Genomic DNA, 17,140 nt, shown 5'->3' with positions numbered 1-17,140 from the left:
CGTGTGTATGACACACACCCGAACAGAGGTCACCGCGGAACTGGTCCGGGACCTGTTACGCGATCAGCACCCCGACCTGGCGGATCGCCCCGTGCGGTTCGGAGCCCGTGGCTGGGACAACCAGCTGTGGCGGCTGGGGGAGGACCTCGCCGTCCGGCTGCCCTGGGCGACGCCGTCCGCGGACGCGCTGCTGCGCAAGGAGCACGCCTGGCTGCCCGGCCTCGCCGCGGGCCTGCCGCTGCCGGTTCCCGTCCCGCAGCGCATCGGCGAGCCCTCCGAGCGGTTCCCGCGCCCCTGGATCGTCACCACCTGGGTGCCCGGTGAGCCGGCCGACCGCGCCCCCGCCACGCACGCCACGGACGCGGCCGACGCCTTGGCCGCCTTCCTGACGGCTCTTCACCGACCGGCTCCCGAAGGGGCGCCCGTCGGCAATTACGGCCGTGGCGGGCCCTTGGCCGACCATGCCGACGCGTTCGTCGACGGGCTCGCCGACGCCACCGACATGGGGCTGATCCCCGACCCGGACGCGGTCCGCGCGGTCTGGGAGGACGCCGTCGCCGCCCCCGTCTGGGCGGGCCCGGAGATATGGCTGCACGGCGACCTCCACCCGGCCAACGTCCTCACCGCGGGCGGCACCTTCTGCGGCGTGATCGACTTCGGGGATCTCTGCGCGGGCGATCCGGCCTGCGACCTCGCCGCCCCCTGGAGCCTGCTGCCGGACGGCGCCGTCGACCGCTTCCACGCCGCCTACCGGCCGGTCGCGGACGCCGCGACCCTACGCCGCGCCCGTGGTTGGGCGGCGCAGCGAGCCCTCGGCGGCATCCTCATCGGCGAGGCCGGTGTCCGCGGCCGCCCGGGCGGCAAGCCCACCTGGGGGCCACCCGCCCAGGCCGCACTGCGACGCCTCGTGGCGACGGCCGGCTGACGGACCGGCCGCCGCCTCAGCCGAGGGAGGAGACGGACGGGACGACGACCCCGTAGAGATCGGCGATCGTCGCGAGCGCGGCGTGGTGGAGCTGTTCGGCGGACACCTCGGCCACCGCCGTCCCCAGCGGCCGAGTCGCGCAGGCGTCCGCGACCACGGTGGGCCGGTCGCCCCGTAGGAACGCGCCTTCCGCGGTGAAGGTCACGCACATGTGGGTCATGAAACCGGCGAGGACGACGTCCTTGTGGCCGGCGGCGTCGACGTGGTCGCCCAGCTCGGTTTCGACGAACCCGTTGGGGACCGTTTTGACGACCACGGCCTCGCCGTCGACCGGAGCCACCCGGGGGTGGATCCGGCCGATCTCGGCCCGGATGTCGTACGGGCTCCCCTCGCCGCCGTCGTTGATCACATGGATGACCTTCGCGCCGGCGGTACGGGCCCGGGCCAGCAGCGCGGCGCCGGCGTCGAGGGCGGCCTCCCACCCCGTCAGCTCCATCACGCCCCGGGTGTAGGTGTTCTGGTAGTCGATCAGGATCAGCGTCGCTTCGGCGAGTGAGGCCGGGCTCCGGTCGAGGCCGCTCAGCTCGCGCAGAGTCGTCTTGGACATGGAAATACCCTCCGGGGGTGTCGGATTGCGGGAGTCGGCCGCAGAGCGGCGGCCGTGCTCTCCACGCTATGACCACCCCTGGATGTCGGCAATGACATCCAACCCGCAGAAACCGACATACGGTGGGTGCTGACAAGACCCTCGTCGTACCGAACGGAGAGCACCCTTGAGCACCGTCGGACGGTTCGTCATCGTGGTCCTCTTCGACGGCGTCGACCTGCTGGACGTCACCGGCCCGCCGGAGGTGTTCGCCCTGTTGCGAAGGGAGTTGGGCGAACCATCGGGCTACCGGGTGGCGCTGGCCGCCGAGACCATGGACCCCGTCACCACCTCCGCCGGGGTCCGGATCCTCCCGGACACCACCTTCCAGGACGTGGCGGGGTGCGGCATCGACACCCTGCTGGTCCCCGGGTCGGTCGAGGTGGACGACGAGGGCCGGGTCCGTGCCCTGGCCGACCCGGCCGTGGTCGATCGGGTGCGGAGCCTCGCCGCCACGGCCCGGCGCGTCGCATCCGTCTGCGTGGGCGCGCACATCCTCGCCGACGCCGGGCTGCTGAACGGCAGACGGGCCACCACCCACTGGTCCACCGCCCGCCAACTAGCCGACGAGCACCCCTCGATCGAGGTCGACGCCGATCCGATCTTCATCCGGGACCGGGACGTGTGGACCGGCGCCGGCATCAGCGCCTGCCTCGACCTCTCGCTCGCCCTCGTCGCCGAGGACTTCGGCGAGGCCGTGGCGCTGCGCGTCGCCCGGCAGCTGGTGATGTACCTGAAACGGCCCGGCGGACAGAGCCAGTTCAGCGTCCCGCTCGAACCGGTGTCGACCACGCGGCGCATCGAGGACCTCCGCCACCACATCACGCGGAACATCGCCGAGCCGCTGACCGTCGCCGACCTCGCCGAACAGGCGCACGTCGGCGAACGGCAGCTCACCCGGATCTTCAAGACGGAACTGGGCATGACCCCGGCCGCCTACATCGAATCCGCCCGCGTCGAAGTGGCCCGCAACCGGCTGGAGTCCACGGACGACACCCTCGAACGCGTCGCGACCGTCTGCGGCTTCCACACCACCGACACCCTCGTCCGTGCCTTCCGTCGCCGGCTCGACACGACGCCGACGGAGTACCGCAACCGCTTCCGGGCGACCGGCACCGGCTGACCGGCCGCCCGGACCGGGACGCCGGTCAGACCTTCGGGAAGGTCAGCAGGGCCACCGGGGCCGAGGTCGGCCGGGCCGAGCCGCCGGCCGGTTCGACGGTGAGGCCCATCCCCGACGCCGTGTCGATCGGACCGTCCAGCAGCGTGGCCGTCGCCGGGGTGCCGGAGCCCATCAGGCCCGCCGGACGCATCTTCCCGCCGCCGTCGTTGTACCAGAGCTGGTACACCTTGCCGCTGGGCGGCGCCGGCAACCCGGAGGCCGCGAAGACCGCCTGGTTACGGGAGTCCGAGACCACCACCGTGCCCACCGCTCCGTCCCGCAGCGGCGCCGTGGCCACCCGGGCGTCGGCGGCCGCCAGGACCGCGCCCACGGCATCGTTCGCGATCCGGGCCTGCTGCGCCTGCTGCCGGGCGTCCTCGGCCTGCTGGTACTGGGCAACGGCGACACCGCCCAGCGCCACGGCCCCCGCGAGGCAGGCCGCCAGGGCCCAGCTCGGCACCGGCCGCCGGCGGGGCCGTACGTGGCCGCCGCGCCCGGACCTGGCCGTCGTGGGCGGATCCTGGCGTACGGTCGCGATCCGGCGCATCACCTCGTCGCGCAGCGCGGCGCTCGGCGGCGCGGCGACGGCGAGCCCGAGGCGCGTGACGGTCTCGGAGAACTCCCGGACCTCCTGGTCACAGGACGAACAGTCGGCGAGGTGCCGCTCGACGGCGGCCCGCTCGGCCGGCTCCAGGGCGTCGAGCACATACGCGCCCGTCAACGTGTGCAGATCCGCGGTGTTCACCCGCCCACCCCCAGGCAGTCACGAAGCCGGATGAGCCCGTCGCGCAGCCGTGTCTTCACGGTACCCAAGGGCAGGGCCAACAACTCCGCGACCTCCCGGTGGGTCAGGCCGCGGTAGTACGCCAGAGTGACCGCCTGGCGCTGCATCTCGCTGAGTCCGTGCAGACAGCGCCGTACCTGCTCGCGCTCCAGCCGGCTCTCCACCTGCTCCACCACCTCGTCGTAGGCGGTGGTGTGGTCCAGCAGCGCCGCCCGCTTCTCGCGGTTGGTCGACGCCTGCGCGGAACGCACCCGGTCGACGGCCCGGCGGTGGGCCAGCGTCAGCACCCAGTTCATCACCGAGCCCCGCCCGGGCTGGTAGCGGGCGGCGGTCCGCCAGAGCTCGACCAGTACCTCCTGGGCGACCTCCTCGGACTGGGCCGGGTCCCGCAGCACGGTCCGTACGAGGCCCAGTACCGGGCCCGACACCGCCTCGAACACCGCCGTGAACGCCTGCTGATCACCGCGGGCCACCCGGCCCATCAGTTCCGGCAGGTCGGGAGCGGCCGACGGATGCCGGCCTATGCGCACGTTCTCTCTCACCGGGGAGGTCCTCCAGGAGTACTCGGGTTGCACAGCTCGTTCGGAGCCGAGGGGCAGGCGGATTGGTCACGGCGGCCGGTGCTTTCGGCAGCCCCCGAACCGTCGATCGGCAGCTTGTGCGAGCGGCCGCTCGTTCGGGTGAGGGGGCCATCCGGGTGAGGACCGGTGCCGAACAACCGGCGTGATTCACCGATGGGTGGGTCCCGTGGACGTACCCGTAGCCGCAGGAGAGACCATGAGCATTCACACCTTCCGTCGTGCCGCCCTCGCCGTGACCGCGGCGGTGCTGCTTCCGCTGGCACTGTCCGCCTGTTCGGAGGAGAGTACGAGCAATGAGGGGGCCGCCGCGCCCGACGCGGTCTCTTCACCCGAGCCGATCGGCGACACCGGCGCGGGTGCGGGCGCTCCGTTCGGCCCCGCGTGCGCCTCGGTGCCCAAGAGCGGCGCGGGTTCCTTCGACGGCATGGCGCAGGATCCGGTCGCCACCGCCGCCTCCAACAACCCGGCGCTGTCGACCCTCGTCGCGGCAGTGAAGAAGGCCGGCCTGGTGGACACCTTGAACAACGCCGAGAACATCACGGTGTTCGCGCCGACGAACGACGCGTTCGCGAAGATCCCCAAGGCGGACCTGGACAAGGTCCTGGCCGACAAGGAGGCCCTGACCAAGATCCTCACCTATCACGTGGTGGGCGAGAAGCTCACCCCGATGCAGCTGGCGAGCGGGTCGTTCCAGACCCTCCAGAAGGGCATGATCACCACCAAGGGCTCGGGCACCGCCTACACGGTGAACAGCTCCTCCAAGGTGGTCTGCGGCGATGTCCCCACCGCCAACGCCACCGTCTACATCGTCGACACGGTCCTCATGCCGAAGTAGGCGCGCTCGCGCTCCGCACGATCAGCTCGTGGGCGGCGGTCCGTGCATCCGGCCGGACCGTACCCCCGGAAGAACTCCGGGGGAGCACCCGCGACACCCGATCGGAGCAACTCGATGACGGACGCACAAGGACCCTCGGCCCCGGGCACACGGTGCCTGGTCACCGGAGCCACCGGCTACATCGGCGGCCGGCTCGTCCCCGAGCTCATCACCGCCGGCCACCGGGTGCGCTGCCTCGCCCGCACCCCGGAGAAGCTGCGCGACCACCCCTGGGCCGGCCAGGCGGAGATCGTCCGCGGCGACGTCACCGACGCCGCCTCGCTCGCCCCCGCCCTGCGGGACGTCGACGTCGCCTACTACCTCGTGCACGCCCTCGGCACCGGGCGCGACTTCGAGCACACCGACCGCCTGGCCGCGCGGAACTTCGCCGAACAGGCCCGCGCCGCCGGCGTCCGCCGCATCGTCTACCTGGGCGGACTCACCCCGAGCGGGGTGCCCGACCGGGACCTCTCGCCCCATCTGCGCTCCCGGGCCGAGGTCGGGCGCATCTTCCTGGACTCCGGGGTGCCCACCACGGTGCTCCGCGCCGCCGTCATCATCGGCTCCGGCTCGGCGTCCTTCGAGATGCTCCGCTACCTGACCGAGCGGCTGCCCGTGATGGTCACCCCCAGCTGGGTGCGCACCCGTATCCAGCCCATCGGTGTCCGTGACGTGCTGCGCTACCTGGTCGGCAGCGCCCGCATGCCCGCCGAGGTCAGCCGCGCCTTCGACATCGGCGGCCCCGACGTCCTCACGTACCTCGACATGATGCAGCGCTACGCCGCCGTCGACGGGCTGCCGCAGCGGCTCATCCTGCCCGTACCGGTCCTCACCCCGCGGCTGTCCAGCCACTGGGTCGGCCTGGTCACCCCGGTGCCCCGCGCCATCGCCCGCCCCCTCGCCGAGTCCCTCAAGTACGAGGTCGTCTGCGACGAGCACGACATCGCCACCTATGTGCCCGACCCGCCCGGCACGCCCCTCGACTTCGACACGGCCCTCACCTACGCCCTCAAGAAGGTCCGCGACGCCCAGGTCCTCACCCGCTGGTCCTCCGCCTCCGTGCCCGGTGCCCCGAGCGACCCGCTGCCCACCGACCCGGACTGGGCCGGCGGCAGCCTCTACTCCGACGTCCGTGAGCGCCCCGTCGACGCCTCGCCGCAGGCCCTGTGGCGGGTCGTGGAGGGGATCGGCGGGGAGAACGGCTGGTACTCCTTCCCGCTCGCCTGGGCCGTGCGCGGCTGGTTCGACCGGCTCGTCGGGGGCGTCGGACTGCGTCGGGGCCGCCGCGACGCCGCCCACCTGAGGGTCGGCGACTCCCTGGACTTCTGGCGGGTCGAGGAGATCGAACGCGGCCGGTTGCTCAGGCTGCGCGCCGAGATGCGGCTGCCGGGCCTGGCCTGGCTGGAGATGTACGCCGAGCAGGACGAGGACGGGCGCACCCGGTACCGGCAGCGGGCGCTCTTCCACCCGCGCGGCCTGGCCGGCCACCTGTACTGGTGGAGCGTCTCGCCGTTCCACGCCGTGGTCTTCGGGGGCATGGCCCGCAACATCGCGCGCACGGCGGAGGCCGGTGAGGACCGCGGACCGGCCGCGTCCCCGGAGCCCGCCGCCTCCGGGGCGTCAGGTGCGTCGGGTGCATCCGCCGCGCCCGCCCGCGCCGAATGACGGGCAAGGCCAGCCCAGCGACCACCGCGCGGCACCCTGTCGGTCCGCCCGGTGGCCCGATGCCAGGAGCAGCACCATGAACGTCTCGGTCGTCCTGTTCACCTCGGACCTCCGCGTCCACGACCATCCGCCGCTGCGCGCCGCGTTGGGGTCGGGGAACGAGACCGTCCCGCTCTTCGTCCGGGACCCGGCGGTGGACCGGGCCGGTTTCGCGGCGCCCAACCGGCTCGCCTTCCTCGCGGACTGCCTGGCCGGACTCGACGCCGAGCTGCGCGAACGCGGCGGCCGGCTCGTGGTGCGCTCGGGGGACCCGGTCGAGGAGGTGTGCGCCGTCGTCCGGCAGGCCGACGCCGACGAGGTGCACATGGCGGCCGGGTGCAGCGCCTTCGCCCTGCACCGCGAGCAGCGGCTGCGCAGCGCTCTGGAGGCCGACGGACGGCGGCTCTACGTCCACGACGCCGTCGTCACCGCCCTGCCCGCCGGCGCCGTGACCCCGAGCGGATCCGATCACTTCGCCGTCTTCACCCCGTACTTCAGACGCTGGTCGGGCGAGCGGCTGCGCGAGCCGCTCGCCGCGCCGCAGCAGGTGCGGGTGCCCGGCGCGATCCGCTCCGAGCCGCTCCCGTCCCGCGCCGAGGTCGCGTCGGTCTCGGCGGGCCTGGCCACCGGAGGCGAGCGGGAGGGCCGGCAGCGGCTCACGGACTGGCTGGGGAAGTACGCCGACGGGTACGAGGAAGGCCACGACGACCTCCCCGGCGACGCCACCTCCCGCCTCTCCCCGTACATCCACTTCGGCGCGGTCTCGGCGGCCGAGGCCGTGCACCGGGCGCGATCCCGGGGCGGGGCGGGCGCCGAGGCCTTCGTACGGCAGCTCTGCTGGCGCGACTTCCAGTACCAGCTCCTGGCCGCCCGCCCCGGCGTGGCCGCCCGGGACTACCGCTCCCGGGCCGACCGCTGGCGGCGCGGCAAGGCGGCCGAGGCCGACCTGCAGGCCTGGAAGGAGGGCCGCACCGGCTACCCCGTGGTCGACGCCGCCATGCGGCAACTCGCCCACGAGGGCTGGATGCCGGGCCGGGGCCGGCTGCTCGCCGCGTCCTTCCTGACCAAGACGCTCTACATCGACTGGCGGGCCGGGGCCCGTCACTTCCTCGACCTGCTGGTCGACGGCGACGTGGCCAACAACCAGCTCAACTGGCAGTGGGTGGCCGGTACCGGCACCGACAGCCGCCCCAACCGGGTGCTCAACCCGGTGATCCAGGGCAAGCGGTACGACCCCGACGGCGCGTACGTCCGGCGCTGGGTGCCCGAACTCGCCGAGCTCCCGGGCCCTTCGGTGCACGAGCCCTGGCAGCTGGCCGGCCTGGAACGGGCCCGGTTCGACTACCCCGACCCGCTGGTCGGCCTCCCCGAGGGCCTGGCCCGCTTCCGCCGGGCCCGCGGCAAGGACGGCCCCTGACCCGCCCGGGCGATCCGCGACGTGGTCGAGCGCGCCCGCGCCGGTCAGGAGCGCCGAGGGGCCGCTGTGCCGCCCGCTCCTCAGGTCGCGGGCGTCACCGCCTCGCACAGTCCGCGCAGCAGGCCCAGGGCCTCCCGTAGCCCACCGGGGCGCAGCATGCCCGGGGCGGGTGCCGGGCCCGCCCAGCCGGGGCCCGCCAGCAGGACCGTGGTCCGGGCCCGGGCGCCCTTGACGCCCCAGGCGGTGTCGGCGACATGCCGGGCCAGGGCATGGTGCGCGGTGGATCGGGCCTGGGCCCACAGCACCACCGCGCCGGGTCCCGTCCGGCGTACGGCCTGGACGAGCGCCTCCGGCGGCACCGCCGCCCCGAACATCCGCGCGGGCAGGCCCAGTTCGGCGAGACCGGCGGCGAGCGCCTCCAGCGGGAGGGTGTGCTGCTCGCCCGGTACGCACGCCAGCAGGATCGGGGGAGCGCTCGCCCGGGGCCCGGACAACGCCCCGATGCTCACGCGGCGCAGCGCCGTCGAGACGTGCCAGGAGAGCAGGTGCTCCACCTCGACGTACTGGTCGCCCGAGGTCTCCCACTTGCGCCCCACGGCGTGCAGGGTCGGCACCATCACCTCCTCCCAGGTGGTGACCAGGCCGTACTCGCCGATCAGGGAGCCGAGCATCTCGTCCATGGTCGGCGAATCGAGCCGGACGGCGGCCCGGCCCAGCCCCCGGCACTCCTGGCGCACATCGCCGAGCGGCAGGCCGTTGCCCGACCCCGGCTGACGGGCCGGTGCGGGGGAGGCTGTCGCGGGCGCCGCTGGCGCCGTGGGCGAACCGGCCCGGGCGGCGCGCGCGGCCTCCGCGGGCGGCACCCCCGACGCGGTCAGGCGGCACATCTCCTGCAGGACGGCGATGTCCCCCGCGGTCCACCGCCGGTGCCTGCCGTCCTCGCGGGCGGCCGGTCCGATGCCGTACCGCCGGTCCCAGGAGCGCAGCGTCGTAGGGGCGACACCCAGCCGGCGCGCCACGGCCCCGGTGGTGACGCCGTGCGCGGCCTCGGCGCCCTCGGGAGGCCCGCCGGTCTCGCCGGGCTGTGCGAACTCGTTCATACCTCCATCATGCGACGCACAACCGATGCGAGTGGAATCGATGCGCGGGTGGGTCGGAATCTGGACGGGAACCGGTACCGGCCCCGAGGAGCAGTCGCCATGACCGCACAGAGCGTCACCACCCGGCCGTCCCCCGTGTCCGCCGCCCGGGATCAGCTCCTCGACCACGAGGTCGCCGAGGGTTTCGTACGCGGCGACGAGCGGTGCCTGAGCGCCGCCTACCGCCGCTGGGGCGGCCTCGTCCTCGCCCTGGCGGCCCGCACCCTCGGTGATTCCAGAGAGGCCGAGGACGTCAGCCAGCAGGTCTTCCTCGCCGCCTGGCAGGGGCGAGCCAACTACCGGCCGGAGCGCGGGCCGTTCCCCGGCTGGCTCGTCGGGATCACCCGACGGAAGATCGCCGACGCCCTCACGGCCCGTACCCGGCGGCTCGACCTGGTCGCCGCCGCAGGCGCCGCCCTGCCGCCCACGGACGAGCCGCCGGCGGGCCCGGAGACCGTCCTGGACCGGCTGCTCCTCACCGACGAACTGGCGAAACTGCCCCGCGCGCAACGAGAGGTGTTGGCCATGGCCTTCTACGCGGACCTCACCCAGGCCCAGATCGCCGAGCGCACCGGACTGCCGCTGGGCACCGTCAAGAGCCACGCCCGGCGGGGGCTGCACCGGATGCGTCACTGCCTCGGGGGCGGCGAGACACGGGGCAGTGGCAGTGGCACCGGTGGTGTCGGCAGTGGTGGTGTCGGCACCGGCGTCGGCGGTGGTGGGGCGGCGGTCCCGGCCGGCCCGCGGCGCCCGCCGGAACAAGATTCCCATCCGCGGGCCGTCCGGCGCCGAAGTACCCGAGAAACGCCCGGCACCGGCCGTGCCGGGCAGGCGAGCGCGAGGGGTTGATCGACGTGGACCGGCGGAGAATCGCTGTGGTGGGCGGGGGCGTGGCCGGACTCACGGCCGCCCACATCCTGCAACGCGCGTACGACGTGGTGCTCTACGAGGCGGACGACCGCCTCGGCGGCCACGCCCACACCCATGAACTGACCACCGAGGACGCGGGAACGGTCCACGTGGACAGCGGATTCATCGTGCACAACGAGCGCACCTACCCGCACCTGCTGCGGCTCTTCCGGGAACTGGGCGTCACCACGCAGGAATCCGAGATGAGCATGTCCGTACGGTGCGACGGCTGCGGCCTGGAGTACGCGGGCGCCCGGGGCGCGGCCGGACTGCTCGGCGGCGGCAACCTGCTGCGCGGGCGCCACCTGCGCATGCTCGCCGAGGTACCGCGCTTCCACCGCGCCGCCCGGCGGCTGCTCGACTCCCCCGACAGCGGGCAGACCCTGGGGGAGTTCCTCGACGCGCACGGCTTCTCCCGTTACTTCGTCGGCCACTTCGCCATCCCGCTCGTCGCGGCCGTCTGGTCGTGCGCGCCGGACACCGCCCTCCAGTACCCCGCCCGATACCTCTTCCGTTTCCTGGCCCACCACGGACTGCTGTCCGTCAAGGGATCACCGCAGTGGCGTACGGTCACGGGCGGTTCGGCCGACTACGTGGCCAAGGCCGCCAAGCACCTCACCTCCGTCCGCACCTCGACCCCGGTCCGGGCCGTCGTGCGCGCCGCCGACCACGCGCGCGTGCTCACACCGGACGGCGACTCGACCCCGTACGCCGCCGTGGTCGTCGCCGTCCACCCCGACCAGGCCCTGCGCCTGCTGGCCGATCCGACCGAGGACGAGGTCCGGATCCTCGGCGCGTTCACCTACTCCCGCAACCCCACCGTGCTCCACCGCGACACCTCCCTGCTGCCCCGCTCCCCGCACGCGCGCGCCTCGTGGAACTACTGGCTCCCCTCCTGCTCCGCGCGACCCGAGAGCGTCCAGGTCAGCTACGACATGAACCGGCTCCAGCAACTGCCCACCGCCGAGCCGCACATCGTCACCCTCAACGCCCGCGGCCGGGTCGACCCCTTCGACGTGATCGCCCGCATGGTGTACGAACACCCCGTCTACACCCCCGGGTCCGTCGCGGCGCAGGAGGAACTGCCCCGGCTGAACACCTCCGTGACCGCCTTCGCCGGCGCCTACCACGGCTGGGGCTTCCACGAGGACGGCTGCCGCTCCGGCGTCGCCGCCGCCGAGGCGCTGGGGGTGCGGTGGTGAACGGCGTCTTTGCCGGGGAGGCCGCCCCGGCCCACGTACCGGCCCTCTACACGTGCACGGTGGCCCACACCCGCACCACCCCCGTCCGGCACGCCTTCCGGCAGCGCACCTACCTATGGCTCATCGACATCGACGATCCACCCCGCATACCTCGGGCGCTCCGCCCGCTGGCCCGGTTCGACGCCCGCGACCACTTCGGCGGGGAGGCCCCCACCCTGCGGGCCGGACTGCGCGCCGAACTCGCCGCCCACGGCGTGACGGACGCCGACGGCCGCGTCCTGATGCTCGCGCACGCCCGCGTCCTCGGCCACGTCTTCAACCCGCTCACCCTCTACTGGTGCCACGACCGCGCCGGCACCCCGGTCTGCGTCGTCGCCGAGGTCCACAACACCTACGGCGAACGCCACTGCTACCTGCTGCGCCCCGGCGCCGACGGGCTGGCCGAGGTCCCCAAGGACTTCTACGTCTCGCCGTTCTTCGCGGTGGAGGGCTACTACCGGATGCGGCTGCCCGTCCCCGGCGAGGCCCTCGACCTGACCGTCCAACTGCGCCACGGCGACGGCACCTGCCCCTTCACCGCGACCGTACGGGGCAGCCACCGCCCGGCGGGCGTCCGCACCCTGCTGGGCGCCGCCCTGCGCCACCCGTGGTCCACCGCCCGGGTCTCCCTCGGTATCCGCTTCCACGGCATCCGCCTCTTCCTCCGCGGCCTCCCGGTCCGCCCCCGTCCCGTCTCTCCCGTCCGTCCCCCGCAGGAAGGCACCCTGTGACCGTCTCGTACATCCCGGCCCACGAGAGCGCGCTCGCACCCGTCGACCCGGCGCGCTGGCCCGACGTGGCCCGGCCGCCCCGTACCTCGGCCCTGCGTACCGCCGTCGCCGAGCGGATCCTCGGCCGCGCCCTCGCCCGACTCCCGCTGCGGGTCCGGCACGGGCACCGGGAACCGGCCGCGTACGAGGTTCCCCGGCAGGCCGGAGCGCTACCCACGCTCACCCTCCACGACCCCGAGGCCTTCCACCGCCGGATCGGCGCGGACGGCCTGATCGGCTTCGGCGAGTCGTACATGGCCGGGGAATGGGACAGCGACGACCTGGTCGGCGCCCTCACCGTGCTCGCCACCCACGTCGACGACCTGGTGCCGGCCCCGCTGCGCCGGCTGCGCGAAGCCTGGGTACGTCGACGCCCGGAGCAGCAGCGCAACACCCCCGAGGGGGCGCGGGAGAACATCCACCGCCACTACGACCTGTCCAACGAACTGTTCACCCTGTTCCTCGACCGGAGCATGAGCTACTCCTCGGCGATCTTCGCCGCCTTCCCCGCGCAGCCCGCCACCTTTGCCGCCGCCCAGTACCGCAAGATCGACCGGCTCCTCGACCTCGCGGACGTCGGACCGGGCACCCGGGTGCTGGAGATCGGCACCGGCTGGGGCGAACTGGCCATCCGGGCCGCCTCCCGGGGCGCCGAGGTACTGACCGTGACGCTCTCCGCCGAGCAGCGCGACCTGGCCCGCGAGCGCATCGCCGCGGCCGGCCTCGGCGACCGGGTCACCGTCGAACTACGCGACTACCGCCACGTCGAGGGCTCCTTCGACGCCGTCGTCAGCGTGGAGATGATCGAAGCGGTCGGCGCCGAGTACTGGGCCACCTACTTCGCCGCCCTGCGCCGGCTCCTCGCCCCCGGCGGCCGCGTCGCCCTCCAGGCCATCACCATGCCGCACGAGCGCATGCTCCTCACCGCCCGCACACACACCTGGATCAGCAAGTACATCTTCCCCGGCGGGCTCATCCCCTCCCGTGAGGCGATCGCCCGCACGAGCGCGGCGGCCGGACTGAGCACCGTCGCGGACGACGGCTTCGGCGACCACTACGCCGAGACGCTGCGGCTGTGGCGCGAGGAGTTCGACCGACAGGCCGACTCCGTCACGGCCCTCGGCTTCGACCGCACCTTCCACCGCATGTGGGAGCTCTACCTCGCCTACTCCGAGGCCGGTTTCCGCTCGCGCTACCTGGACGTACGCCAACTGCTGCTCACCGCCGACCACGACGGGCCGTCGGAGCCCCGATGACCCCCGACTGGGGCGCGCTGTCCCTCAACCTCGCCGCCGCGGCCGGAGCCGCGTTCGCCGTCATGCTGATCACCTTCGCCGTGGCCACGGTCAAGGGCCTGCACCGGATCGTGGACGTCGCCTGGGGGGTCGCCTTCGCCGCGGTGGCGCTCACCAGCTGGCTGCTGTCGGCGGGGTACGGCGACGACGGCCGGCGTCTCGCGGTCGCCGCGGCGACCGTCGTGTGGGGGCTGCGGCTGGCCCTGCACATCGCCCGGCGTGGCTGGGGACACGGCGAGGACCCGCGCTACGCCCGCATGCTCGCCCGGGCTCCCGGCAGCACCCGGCTCTACGCCCTGCGCAAGGTCTATCTGCTCCAGGGCGCGCTGGTCTGGCTCGTCTCGCTGCCCGTGCAGGCCGCGTCGTACGTGCCCGTACCGCTCGGGCCGCTCGCCGCCGTCGGCCTGCTGCTCTGGGCGGCCGGTCTGCTCTTCGAGGCGGTCGGTGACCTCCAGCTGGCCCGCTTCAAGCAGCGCCCCGAACACCGGGGCGCGATCATGGACAGGGGTCTGTGGAGCTGGACCCGGCACCCCAACTACTTCGGTGACTTCCTCGTCTGGTGGGGCCTTTATCTGCTCGCCTGCGCGACCTGGCAGACTGCGGCACTCACCCTGGTCTCACCGCTGGTGATGAGCGCGCTGTTGATCTGGGGCAGCGGCAAGCGACTGTTGGAGGAGCACATGGCGGACCGGCCCGGGTATGCCGACTACGCGGCCCGCACCAGCGGGTTCTTCCCGCGCCCGCCGCGCCGCATACGCCCGGAGGCACGGTGACGGCCGGGACCGAGCGGGACACGGAGTCCACCGACCAGGGCCGCGCCCTGGTGCTCCGGACGTCCCCCACGACACCGGCGGCCGCCGTCCTGCTGCTGCACGGCGGACGCGAGGAGGGGCCTGAGCCGCCGCCCCCGCTCAACCTGCCCGCGCTGCGGATGCGGCCCTTCGCGGCCGCCGTCGCCCGCGCGACGCGCGGGCACGACGTCCTGGTGGCGGAGGTGCGCTACCGGCACCGGGGCTGGAACGGCTCCCGCTGCGACGCCGCCCGCGACGCGGAGGCGGCCCTCGCGCGGCTGCGGTCGCTCACCGGGGACGTGCCGGTGGTCCTGGTCGGCCACTCGATGGGCGGCCGCGCGGCGCTGCGGGTCGCCGGCGCCCCCCTGGTCCACGGCGTGGTGGCCCTCGCCCCCTGGTGCCCGCCGGGCGAACCGGTGGACCACCTCGCCGGCCGCCGGCTCTACCTGTTGCACGACGAGGAGGACCGGGTCACCTCGGCCGCCGGGTCCTGGGACTTCGTCCGCCGCTCCCGACTGGCGGGCGCCGACGCCACCGGCATCCCGATGCCCACCGGCGGCCACGCGATGCTGCGCGGCGCGGGCGCCTGGCACCGCCGCACCGCCGCGCTCGTGGCCGGCCTGGTCGCCGGGGACTGAGTCGCGCCGGGTGCTAGGCCCGCCACCGCGGGCACCCCTGACACCTGGCGCCCGTGGTCCTACCCGACCGGGACCGAACGGCGCACCCGACTCTTTCGGACGGGGCCGGTGGCCGGCATCGCGTCGACGTGACGGCCGTCCGGTCGCCGGACCGGCAGCTGACCGGTACCGGAACGGCCTCGCGCCGGCCTCCGGAATACCTTTCCGGCCGACCTGTGGTGGCCCCTCGGCCAAGCCCGTGAGCAGGCCGGTACGCGCCTATTTGACGTGCACCTGCTAGGGCAAAATGGCAGATGTCACGGGCAAATCGGTACGGGAGGGTGTGTCTTGGCGTTGCTGTCCTTACCGGTACGGCGCATACGGGCACTACGCGGGACGAGCGGGGTGGGGTCGGGACTGCAGCGCGCCCAGTCCTTCATGATCGTGGCCACTCTCCTGTACCGGGCGAGCCATCTGATGGTGGGCGCCCTCGCCGTCGCCCAGCGCCGGTCGGAACTGCCCCTGCAGTACGCGGGATTCGCCGCCGCCCTGGCGCTGAGCGCGCTGACCTACGGCACGGCCCTGCGGCGCGGCTGGTTCGACCGCCGGCACATCTGGGCGGACGCCCTGGTCACCGGCTGCGTGCTGCCCCTGGCCCTCTGCACCTGGGGCGGCCTGCGCGAGCCGCCCGCGATCGCGTGGGCCATGCTGCTCGGCGGCTCGGCCAGCGCCGTCGTGGCCATCTCCCTCGAACGACTGCACGCCCTCGCCGTCATCACCCTGCTCGTGGTCACCCACTTCATCGGCTACCAGGCGGTGGGCGCGAGCCCCGCCGTGATTCTCGGCCATCTCAACTCGATCGTGTCCTCGGCCGTGATGACCTGGCTCTTCCGCTGGTACCTGCTGCGCCAGGGCCGCCTCCTCGACGAGGCCAACGCCCGCGCGGTGGCCGCCGAGGCCCACAAGGCGCGCTACGCCGAGCGGCTGGAACACCACCGGGCCCTGCACGACACCGTCCTCGCCACCCTGACCACCCTGGCGTCCGGCTCGGTCGACGCCAACGCCCCCGAGGTGCGCCGGCGCTGCGCGCGCGAAGCCGCGTACCTGCGCCGGCTGATCCAGCAGACCGCCGAGGAGGTCCACCATCGGGAGATCGGCACGGCCCTGGAGGAGGCGGTCGGCTCCGTCGAGAGCCTCCAACTACGGGTCACCGCCCAGTACCACGACCTACCCCAGGTGCCCCCCGAGGTGGCCGCCGCGCTGGGCGACGCCGTCCGCGAGGCCCTGAACAACGTACGACGCCACGCGGGCACCGGACACGCCTACCTCACCGCCACCAGGGACCCGGACGCACGCGGGGGAGCCCTCGTCACCGTGGTCGACCGAGGTCCCGGATTCGACCTCGAACGCTACCGGCCCGGCCTCGGCCTGCGCGGCTCGGTGCACGGCCGGATGGCGGAGGTGGGGGGCCGGGCGACCGTGGACACCGCCCCCGGCGAGGGCGTCCGGGTGGAGCTCAGATGGCCCGGGTGATCACCGTCTCGGTGGTCGACGACGACCGGATGCTCCTCGACGGCCTGCGGGCGTGGCTCGGCGGCGTGCCCGAGCTGCGGCTCGTGGCGACCGCCGCCACCGTCGGCGAGCTCCTCGGCGCACCGGACGCGCACCTGCCTTACGGCTTCGGCGCGACGGGCTGCTCCCCGCCCGACATCGTCCTCCTCGACCTCGTCCTGCGCGACGGCTCCGACCCCGCCGACAACATCCGCCGACTGCTGCGGACCGGCAGCCGCGTCCTGATGATCAGTACGGTGCCCGACCGCTCCCGGATCATCGAGGCCATCCGGGCCGGCGCCGACGGCTACCTGACCAAGGACCACGACCTGCCCACCCTGGTCGCCGCCATCAAGGACCTGGCCTCCGGCCGGGGCGCCCTCTCCGCGGAACTCGCCTTCGCCTGCGCCTTCGACGACAGTCCCGCCCGGCCCCGCCTCTCGCCCAGGGAGCGGCAGATCCTCCTCGACTACGCCTCCGGACTGACCCTGAAATCCGCCGCCCGGCGGGCCGGCATCACCGTCCACACCGCCAAGGACTACCTGGACCGGGTCAAGGCCAAGTACCAGCAGGCGGGCCGCCCCACCTACACCAAGCTCGACCTGGCCCAGCGGGTCCGGGAGGACAGTCTCGACGGGGGCTGACGACCCGCACAAGCCCCCCAAACGGACGGCTACAGGGGGCACACGCACCGTCCATATCGTCATCCACGGCGGCGCCTCGGAGGGCCCGCC

At 73.9% G+C, this 17,140-nt stretch carries 16 protein-coding genes and 1 pseudogene; 13 read left to right on the top strand and 4 right to left on the bottom strand.

Annotated features, from left to right (window positions below; translation table 11 throughout):
• The first annotated feature begins 7 nt into the window (after positions 1-7).
• Positions 8-925, top strand: a complete 918-nt coding sequence (locus tag BCL76_RS18310; RefSeq protein ID WP_109780552.1) for an aminoglycoside phosphotransferase family protein — start codon at positions 8-10, stop codon at positions 923-925.
• A 16-nt stretch (positions 926-941) separates the two neighbouring features.
• On the opposite strand, the gene BCL76_RS18305 is transcribed toward BCL76_RS18310, so the two are convergent.
• On the bottom strand, positions 942-1,532 hold the full coding sequence (locus BCL76_RS18305; protein WP_109780551.1) for an isochorismatase family protein: 591 nt from the start codon (positions 1,530-1,532) through the stop codon (positions 942-944).
• 166 nt (positions 1,533-1,698) lie between these two features.
• Here BCL76_RS18305 and BCL76_RS18300 point away from each other — a divergent pair, with 166 nt between their 5' ends.
• A complete protein-coding gene (locus BCL76_RS18300; protein WP_109780550.1) occupies positions 1,699-2,694 on the top strand; it encodes a GlxA family transcriptional regulator in 996 nt (331 codons plus the stop codon).
• A gap of 25 nt (positions 2,695-2,719) precedes the next feature.
• On the opposite strand, the gene BCL76_RS18295 is transcribed toward BCL76_RS18300, so the two are convergent.
• Together BCL76_RS18295 and sigK are read right to left on the bottom strand one after the other, a co-directional pair.
• A complete protein-coding gene (locus BCL76_RS18295) occupies positions 2,720-3,478 on the bottom strand; it encodes an anti-sigma factor (RefSeq protein WP_109780549.1) in 759 nt (252 codons plus the stop codon).
• Positions 3,475-3,999: an ECF RNA polymerase sigma factor SigK gene (gene sigK / locus BCL76_RS18290; RefSeq protein WP_375137939.1), complete on the bottom strand. Its 525-nt coding sequence runs from the start codon at positions 3,997-3,999 to the stop codon at positions 3,475-3,477. The genes BCL76_RS18295 and sigK overlap by 4 nt, the downstream gene beginning before the upstream one ends.
• Positions 4,000-4,294: 295 nt before the next feature.
• Here sigK and BCL76_RS18285 point away from each other — a divergent pair, with 295 nt between their 5' ends.
• From BCL76_RS18285 to BCL76_RS18275, 3 genes are all read left to right on the top strand, one after another.
• Positions 4,295-4,933 carry a fasciclin domain-containing protein gene (locus BCL76_RS18285; protein ID WP_109780547.1) on the top strand — a complete coding sequence of 213 codons (639 nt, stop codon included), beginning with the start codon at positions 4,295-4,297 and terminating at the stop codon, positions 4,931-4,933.
• Between the two features lie 114 nt (positions 4,934-5,047).
• On the top strand, positions 5,048-6,637 hold the full coding sequence (locus BCL76_RS18280; protein WP_109780546.1) for an SDR family oxidoreductase: 1,590 nt from the start codon (positions 5,048-5,050) through the stop codon (positions 6,635-6,637).
• A 76-nt stretch (positions 6,638-6,713) separates the two neighbouring features.
• Positions 6,714-8,093, top strand: coding sequence for a cryptochrome/photolyase family protein (locus tag BCL76_RS18275; protein ID WP_109780545.1), 1,380 nt, complete (start codon positions 6,714-6,716; stop codon positions 8,091-8,093).
• 80 nt (positions 8,094-8,173) lie between these two features.
• Here BCL76_RS18275 and BCL76_RS18270 read toward each other — a convergent pair whose 3' ends face one another.
• Positions 8,174-9,193 (bottom strand): MerR family transcriptional regulator, encoded by a 1,020-nt coding sequence (locus tag BCL76_RS18270; RefSeq protein WP_109780544.1) that lies wholly within the window; start codon positions 9,191-9,193, stop codon positions 8,174-8,176.
• A gap of 99 nt (positions 9,194-9,292) precedes the next feature.
• On the opposite strand from BCL76_RS18270, the pseudogene BCL76_RS18265 reads away from it, so the two are divergent.
• From BCL76_RS18265 to BCL76_RS18230, 8 genes and pseudogenes are all read left to right on the top strand, one after another.
• Positions 9,293-9,871 (top strand): annotated as a pseudogene (locus BCL76_RS18265) (sigma-70 family RNA polymerase sigma factor); the annotation flags it as partial.
• A 209-nt stretch (positions 9,872-10,080) separates the two neighbouring features.
• Entirely contained in the window at positions 10,081-11,343 is a 1,263-nt protein-coding gene (locus BCL76_RS18260) for an NAD(P)/FAD-dependent oxidoreductase (protein ID WP_109780708.1), read from the top strand.
• Positions 11,340-12,113, top strand: a complete 774-nt coding sequence (locus BCL76_RS39860) for a DUF1365 domain-containing protein (protein WP_258309780.1) — start codon at positions 11,340-11,342, stop codon at positions 12,111-12,113. The genes BCL76_RS18260 and BCL76_RS39860 overlap by 4 nt, the downstream gene beginning before the upstream one ends.
• Positions 12,110-13,408 carry an SAM-dependent methyltransferase gene (locus BCL76_RS18250; protein WP_109780543.1) on the top strand — a complete coding sequence of 433 codons (1,299 nt, stop codon included), beginning with the start codon at positions 12,110-12,112 and terminating at the stop codon, positions 13,406-13,408. The genes BCL76_RS39860 and BCL76_RS18250 overlap by 4 nt, the downstream gene beginning before the upstream one ends.
• A complete protein-coding gene (locus BCL76_RS18245) occupies positions 13,405-14,220 on the top strand; it encodes a DUF1295 domain-containing protein (RefSeq protein ID WP_109780542.1) in 816 nt (271 codons plus the stop codon). The genes BCL76_RS18250 and BCL76_RS18245 overlap by 4 nt, the downstream gene beginning before the upstream one ends.
• On the top strand, positions 14,217-14,876 hold the full coding sequence (locus BCL76_RS18240) for an alpha/beta fold hydrolase (protein ID WP_109780541.1): 660 nt from the start codon (positions 14,217-14,219) through the stop codon (positions 14,874-14,876). Before BCL76_RS18245 ends, BCL76_RS18240 begins: the two co-directional genes overlap by 4 nt.
• 384 nt (positions 14,877-15,260) lie before the next feature.
• Positions 15,261-16,388 carry a sensor histidine kinase gene (locus tag BCL76_RS18235; RefSeq protein WP_109780540.1) on the top strand — a complete coding sequence of 376 codons (1,128 nt, stop codon included), beginning with the start codon at positions 15,261-15,263 and terminating at the stop codon, positions 16,386-16,388.
• Complete coding sequence (locus tag BCL76_RS18230; RefSeq protein WP_109780539.1) at positions 16,376-17,050, top strand: response regulator; 675 nt, start codon at positions 16,376-16,378, stop codon at positions 17,048-17,050. Before BCL76_RS18235 ends, BCL76_RS18230 begins: the two co-directional genes overlap by 13 nt.
• Positions 17,051-17,140 lie beyond the last annotated feature (90 nt).

The organism is Streptomyces sp. CG 926, from assembly GCF_003148825.1.
Taxonomy (GTDB): Bacteria; Actinomycetota; Actinomycetes; order Streptomycetales; family Streptomycetaceae; genus Streptomyces.
Note: the sequence above shows the minus strand (reverse complement) of the source record. Positions and strands in the feature narration are given on the sequence as shown.